Source organism: Methylobacterium sp. 1030 (assembly GCF_040544715.1).
Classification (GTDB): Bacteria; Pseudomonadota; Alphaproteobacteria; order Rhizobiales; family Beijerinckiaceae; genus Methylobacterium.
Genome location: NZ_JBEPKM010000049.1, coordinates 1 through 6706 on the forward strand (window position 1 = coordinate 1; position 6706 = coordinate 6706).

4 protein-coding genes and 1 pseudogene are annotated in these 6706 nt (G+C 63.9%); 2 read left to right on the forward strand and 3 right to left on the reverse strand.

The window, feature by feature from the left end:
• Positions 1-153: 153 nt before the first annotated feature.
• Positions 154-959, forward strand: a protein-coding gene (locus ABIC30_RS31370) for an IS5 family transposase (protein WP_354456805.1) whose coding sequence is annotated in 2 segments (ribosomal slippage) — positions 154-487 and positions 487-959 — 807 coding nt in all. Because the reading frame shifts where the segments join, the coding sequence is not laid out codon by codon here.
• 328 nt (positions 960-1287) lie between these two features.
• On the opposite strand, the gene ABIC30_RS31375 is transcribed toward ABIC30_RS31370, so the two are convergent.
• The 3 genes from ABIC30_RS31375 to ABIC30_RS31385 all read right to left on the reverse strand — a co-directional run bounded on the left by ABIC30_RS31375 (position 1288) and on the right by ABIC30_RS31385 (position 5936).
• Positions 1288-2250 carry a helix-turn-helix domain-containing protein gene (locus tag ABIC30_RS31375; protein WP_502915894.1) on the reverse strand — a complete coding sequence of 321 codons (963 nt, stop codon included), beginning with the start codon at positions 2248-2250 and terminating at the stop codon, positions 1288-1290.
• Between the two features lie 452 nt (positions 2251-2702).
• Complete coding sequence (locus ABIC30_RS31380) at positions 2703-3857, reverse strand: FAD-dependent oxidoreductase (RefSeq protein WP_354456807.1); 1155 nt, start codon at positions 3855-3857, stop codon at positions 2703-2705.
• Positions 3858-4280: 423 nt separating this feature from the next.
• Positions 4281-5936 carry a porin gene (locus ABIC30_RS31385; protein ID WP_354456808.1) on the reverse strand — a complete coding sequence of 552 codons (1656 nt, stop codon included), beginning with the start codon at positions 5934-5936 and terminating at the stop codon, positions 4281-4283.
• A gap of 570 nt (positions 5937-6506) precedes the next feature.
• Here ABIC30_RS31385 and ABIC30_RS31390 point away from each other — a divergent pair.
• Positions 6507-6706: pseudogene (locus tag ABIC30_RS31390) on the forward strand (integrase core domain-containing protein); the annotation flags it as partial.

Here is a 6706-nt window from a genome sequence, read left to right on the forward strand (position 1 = left end):
TCCCGAGCGGCGTGCCGCCCCATACCGGGACGGAGATGGGCAGCGGGATGGGCGTTGTCGCAGCTCCCACGACCGAGCCGGACAAAACGTAGCCCTGGCCGTCAGGCTGGCTAAGAGCGCGGGACAAAACCGCAGGTAGCGGGTTGGGCGGGCATGGACGCTCTCGTACCCGACGACCTGTGGGCGGTGATCGAGCCGCTTCTGCCGTTTGAGCCTGAGAAGCCGAAAGGCGGTCGGCCGCGTGCCTCGGATCGGGCGGCGCTGGCTGGCATCATCCTGGTTCTGCGTACGGGCATGCAGTGGAAGCACCTGCCGCGTTCTGAGGTGGGCTGCAGCGGCAAAACGAGTTGGCGGCGGCTTGGCACGTGGCAGGCAGCCGGTGTTTGGGCCGCCCTGCACCGCGCGATGCTGGAGCAGCTTCAGGACGCCGATGCGCTCAACTGGTCGCGCGCGGCCCTCGACAGTGCGAGCCGGCCAGCGAAAAAGGGGGCCCCGCGACAGGCCCGAACCCGACGGACCGGGGCAAGCCGGGGACGAAGCGCCACCTTGTCGTGGACGCCAACGGCACGCCGCTCGGTCTGACGCTGACCGGGGCCAACTGCAACGACAGCCGTATGCTGGCGGCGACCCTCGACGCGGTGCCGGGCGTGCGCACCGGCCGGCGTGGTCGCCCGCGACGCAGACCGGACAAGTTGCACGCCGACAAGGGTTACGATCACCGTCGCTGCCGGCGCGAGTGCCGGGCCCGCAGCATCACACCACGGATCGCGCGACGGGGCATCGAGAGCAGCCAGCACCTCGGCCGCCATCGCTGGATCGTGGAGCGCACCTTGGCTTGGCTCGCCCGCTTCCGCCGACTGACCATCCGCTACGAGCGACGCGTCGACCTGCATCTCGCATTCACGACCCTCGCCTGTGTCCTCATCTGCAGGGCACAGATCGACCGGTTTTGTCCCTGACTCTAAGTCTGAACACATTCGGCTTGGCTGCCACAATGTCGGTGCGGGCGGCGAGTGGGCGGGACGGCGATATCCTCTTTGACGACTTTCAGAACCTAAGCTGACTGAAATCTACCCAGAGGGGTCCTCCCGCTCCCGACCCAAGTCGGTCGTGCGGAAGGCCGCTGCCGCTTCCCAAAAGCGGTCGTTCGTAGGTCATCAAACAACTTCGGCTCCGGGTCGGGACCTGCCGGAGACGACTGCCGGGCCACCGTCTTTCTTCAACAATTGGAGTCGGAAGCTCAGAAACCAAGAAGAGTCGCGATCAGCCTCATGCGCTGATGAAAATCTATGGGGCGCGCCCGAAGGCTGCGTGGCGACATTCGCGGGGAGACATGCCGAAACGATCCTTGAACCGTCGAGAAAAGTGAGATTGGCTGGCGAAGCCGCAGCCATACGCTAGGGTGCCGATCGGCAGGTGGACGCAGCCTGGATCGGCCAAGCGCTTGGCCGCCGCCTCGAGCCGGCGCTGCCAGATCCAATCAGAAATGTGCTGGCCGCGCTCGTGGAACAGCTCCTGTAGACGGCGCAGAGACACGCCGACCGCGGCTGCGAGCTGGGGCGGGTCGAGGGTCGGATCGCCGAAATTGGCCTCGACGAAGGCCTTAGCACGCTGGACCACGACGGTGCCGTGCAGGGGGCGGGGCAGCTCTTTGGCCATCCGCTCAGCGATGCTGGCCACGATAAGGTCCACGGCGACCACCGCCATGCGGGTGGTTGCATCTGGGGAGAGTTGGTTGCCTACGCGGATCAGTTCCTGGATGAACCGCGTGGTCAATTGCGCGGAGGCAAGCTCCGCCCCGACCGTCAGGGCGGCGTAGTGACGGGCTGAACCGAGCACGTTTTCCAGGCGGACGCGTGGTAATTCCAATCTGATGGCTTGGCTGCCCATGCTTGAGCTGAAGACGATTGGCTTATGGTCGTGCACGGTGAAATCACCTGCCCGCTGTATCGATGCCCGATCCAGTTGCTGGGTCGTCGCTTCGCCGGCGAGTTGGAAGGTCACGCTGATGCGACCGTGTTGATCGCCGCTGCGCCGGAGCAGGCTGGGCGTTGCCTCGCCGCGCGTGGCATCCTGAGAGACGCGAGACATCACGAGGCCGTCCAGGCTGGCAATCTCCAGCTTGCCGCTGAACAGACCGTCGTCGAGGCGCTGCTGCTCGAACGGCAGGCTTCTTTCGGAGAGCATCGCTTGCCAGCGCTTGAAGCTGTCCCGGGGATGCAACCCCTGAGTAGAAAATACTGTTTGCATGAAATTCAAGTAAGTGGCCACAGAGCGGTACTGATAAGCAAATTCGACTATCGCACGCAACCAAGGTCTGCAAATCTGATGAGTCACGAAACCTACGGTGGTGAACTGGCCGCGATTTCGGTTAAATCGGGCCGAGTCAGATCGCTAAGGTATGGCTACAGATTGTTGATACGCGGCAGCTTGGCGTCGAACACGGATCCGTGAATAACGTTCAGATGCAATGTGAACGGTGTGTGACCCACGAGAGACGGGGAGGTCCGAAGCGTTAAGCTACAGAGTGGCGGAAACCCGCTTGGCAGTTCTCGAAACAGCTTAGCTGCGAAGCACTGCATTGGGTTGAGTGTAGCAGCCAACATGACATCAGCTTCCATGCAATGCTGACCTAAAGCAGCCCGGTGGAAATCCACTCTGAGCGGCTATTATGCGCGTCTTGCCCAGACCACCGCATCTGTTTACGGGACAAGCCTCGATTTAGCGACGTGAATGGCTGTGCGTGCGACGCGGTTGCGCAGGCGCCGGGCCCGCCACAGGGCGCCGGTCTCCACCGCGAGGCCGCGCGCATAGATGCTGGCGCGCAAGCTGTGGGTATCGCAGGCCCGCTTGACCGGGTCGGCGTAGAAGGCCGCGATCTTGTCGCGGCCCATACCGGGCGTGGCGAGCCAAGCCGGCACGTGAACGCGGGCAAGCCGATCGGCATCGGTGAGGAGCTTGCTGACCCCGGTCCCGGGGATTGGGCAGGCGGTCTGGAAGGCGTCGCCGATTACCACCAGCCCGTCGCGCTCTACCCCCTCTGTGCGGGTGAGATCAATCGGTCGGACCTCGACCGGCCCAGCGATCGCGAGATCAGGGCAGGCGTCGGCCAGACGGGGCATCATCGCCTGCAGGGTGGTAACTGGATCCCGGCGCAGATCCGCGACCCAGGCCTCGCCGGGATCGCGGTAGCAGAACAGGTTGGCCCGCATGACCGACCCGAGAGGGAATAGGGTCAGGTAGGCGTCACGGCCGCCGAACCGCTCGGAGAAGTAGGTCAGCGCCGGGAATGGGAAGCGGTCGCGCGGTGCCGCCATGTCGAATCCCACCGCCAGCGAGTGGCGCGGGCTGAGGACGCACCGGCGCAGGCCGGCCCGGGCGTGCAGCGCCTGCCCGAGCCCGGTGGCGAGGACGACGAGTCGCGCCGTGAGCCGGCTCCCGTCGCCGAGGGTGACCTCCTGGCGGTCCGGCCCGAGGGTGAGGTCCGCGACCCGGCCCGGCCGCAGCAGCCCCGGCGGCAGGGCCTCCCGTACCGCCCGGACCAGCGCGGGGTAAGGCGCCCCCCATTCGCGGGCCGCCTCCCGGTAGGCCAGTCGGCCGTACCGGACCACCACGACCTCCTTGGTGGCAGTGGTGCAGGCCCGCAGGGCCGGGCCGAAGCCCAGCGCCTCGAACAAGGCCATCTGGTCGGCGCCGAACTTCTCGGCGCGAAAATCCCGTTGTGCTCTGTTGCGGCCGTCCTGCACGTCGATCAGTGTCAAGCACGTTCCGGTGCGGGCGAGAGCACCGGCAACGCAGCATCCGGCCAGTCCAGCTCCGATCACCGCAATATCTACGAAGGTTGATGTCCCGACCATTTTAATCGCTCAGAAGTTGTTTCCACAAGTTCCGGACAATATGACGACCATGCGCAGTTAGCACACCGATCGACTTTCGCAACGTCGATTCGGTTAGGAAAATATATTCAGACATATAAACCTGTTTTGATGCTTAAGGTTGCTCTAAGCGAGTCGACTGTCATTGGCATCTCAACTTGATAGTCTGCTTGCGACCCAACCCACCTGCCAGTTGCGGCTGGCATCATTCCCGAAAGTGGACCTTTGATCTGGTCCCGCAATCCCGCTGCCCGAAGCCCGTTCCGCTCGAGCTTCGCGGAGGTAGATGTTGATCTATCGAAGGACAAAAAAGCCCGGCCGCGAGGCCGGGCTTAGTAGGGTCCCTTTGCACGGGGACATCGAGACCAGGAAGCTTTGGAGAACAACCGGTCTCGATCGGGGTGATTAGAAATCGCGCTGGACGCGGAAGCGAACCTGAGAAGCCGAGTCCGCTGTCGTGGTCCGCGGCACGAAGGTGCCGTTGTTGATGCCGGCGACGTTCGCGTAGGCCGTCGGGCTCTTGTCGCGGTCGATCACGCGGCCGTTCTTGACGCCGATCTGGGTGTAGAAGCCCTCGACGCCGATATCGAGGTCCTTCACCGGCGACCAGATGATGCTGGCGCCCGCCACGAACTCGTAGGTGTCGCGCAGCGCCTCGCTGAGCTGGTAGAACCGGGTGCCCGGCACGCCGACGGCGTTCACGCCGAAGGAGTTGGCACCGGCCGGGTTGGACAGCGCGAAGGCCGCGCCCTGAGCCAGACGAGCGCCGCTGCTGTAGCTCATCTCACCGTACGACCCGAAGAAGGCCGAGCGCCACTCCGGCGACCAGTAGTGGAGGTACGAGGCCGTCGCGGTGAAGCTGGTCGACTGCTCCATCTGCCCCGTGAACGGGTTGAGCGTCGCGTCGACCATATACTGCGCGAACTTCTGGCCCTGGATGGTCGTCGGGTTCTGCGAGTAGCAGCCGCTGAACGCGCAGTAGCCGGTGTACATCTGCGAGCCGGAGCCGTAGGCGCCCTGCAGGTAGAGGGCGTCGCCCGGCGCGATGAACGGCGTGTTGATCTTCAGGCCGCCCTGCACCGCCCAGCCGTACGAGTTGCTGGTGTGGGGGATGCTGATGTTCGAGCCGGTGCCGGTGCCGGCGCCGTTGGCCACGTTGCCGACGTTCAGCTCGTGGACGGCCGCCGACAGCTGCGCCGAACCCCAGGCCTGGTCGAGGCGCAGGGCGCCGACGACGTCGGGCATGCGCGAGCGCTGGATCACGTCGACGAAGCTGTACCGGGTCGGCACGCCGTTGGTGTAGCCGATGAACACCTCGGCCGGAGCGTTCGTCTGCGCGAAGTTTGCGAGATTGGAGTTGTTCGTCACGCCGGCCGGGTTGTTGGTCTGCGAGAAGATCGGGCTGCGGCGGAAGACCGGGTCTTCGGCCGAGATCGTGGCGGACAGGCCGTTGCCGAGCGTGGCCGTGTAGGCGAGCAGGTTGGTCGAGGCAACGTCCGAGCCGAGCGTGTTGCCGATGATTTCGAAGTCGTGGGCGTAGAAGTCGAAGAACGACGAGGCGCGACCGGCGGTCATGCCGGCGAACTGGATGAAGGCCTTGTCGACGTTGACGAACTGCGAGGCGCGACCGAACTGGTCGATGCCGAGAGCCGGGAAGGCCTGGCCGATGCGCTGCTGGGTGCCCGACTGGCCGACGCCGGAGTAGCCGGTGCGGGAGCCGGCATCGAGGCGGACGAAGGCGCGGAGCGTGCCGTAGGCGGTCTGGGTGCGGGCATCGAGGTTGATGCGCATCCGGCCCTGGTAGCCCGACGTATCACCGACGTTCGAGCCGTTCTGCCGCGAGTAGCTGGTCATGTAGCCGCCCTCGAACCGGGCGCGGCCGGACAGACGCAGGCAGGTGTCGGTGCCAGAGATGTAGAAGAAGCCGGCGCCATAGGCACCGCAAACGCGAACGTACTCGATTGGAACCGCGTTCTTGACCGGCAGGTCGGCGGCATGGGCTGCGCCTGCGGCCGCGAACGCAGCAGCAGACCCAAGCAGCGAGTTTTTCAGAAACCTCATCGATATCCCCAAAACTTCGAGACCCTTCTCGTGGCGACGTCCGTTTCTCGGATCGCGCCTGTTCGTTTTGTTCGTTGGGCCCGCGCCTTGATGGCTGGCTCCGGCAGGCGTTCACATTGATGACGTCCGCTGCTGTCGGATCATGCTGCAAAGGTCACGAACAGCAATGCCATTTAATCCCGAAGCATATCACTTTTTGCAGCCGCGCCATTTTCGCAACACGTAGTTTGCCGGCTCCATCGAAGATGTGCTTCCAAGCCCACTCAACTGTGAGTAGCGAAAAATCTAAATAACTATTGCTTGTGAGATGCTCGATGCCTCTTTAACGGGACGTGCGGATCCGCATCTGGATAGCGTTGCATGGCTGGCAATATTTCTGACTAAAAACATGAGCGGTCTGAACTTGAGTGCTCGGCCAGACATATCGCGCCACGCCACATCGAACAGTCCAGCCGCAGTCACCTCACATTGACACCCATCTGTCCTAGATGTTTGATCCCAGGGTTTGATGGTGCAGTTTTCTCACGCGAGTGGAAGGACGCGCTATGGGCCAGATTCAGCACGGAAGCCTGCGCCGACCTCGACATCGAGCACCGTCTCACGAAGCCGCGCCATTCCTGGATGAACGGTCAAGTTGAGCGGATGAACCGCACGATCAAGGACGCCACCGTCAAACGCTTCCACTACGACAGCCACGACCAGCTCCGGCAGCACCTTGCGGACTTCGTGGCCGCCTACAACTTCGGCCGCCGCCTCAAGACGCTACGCGG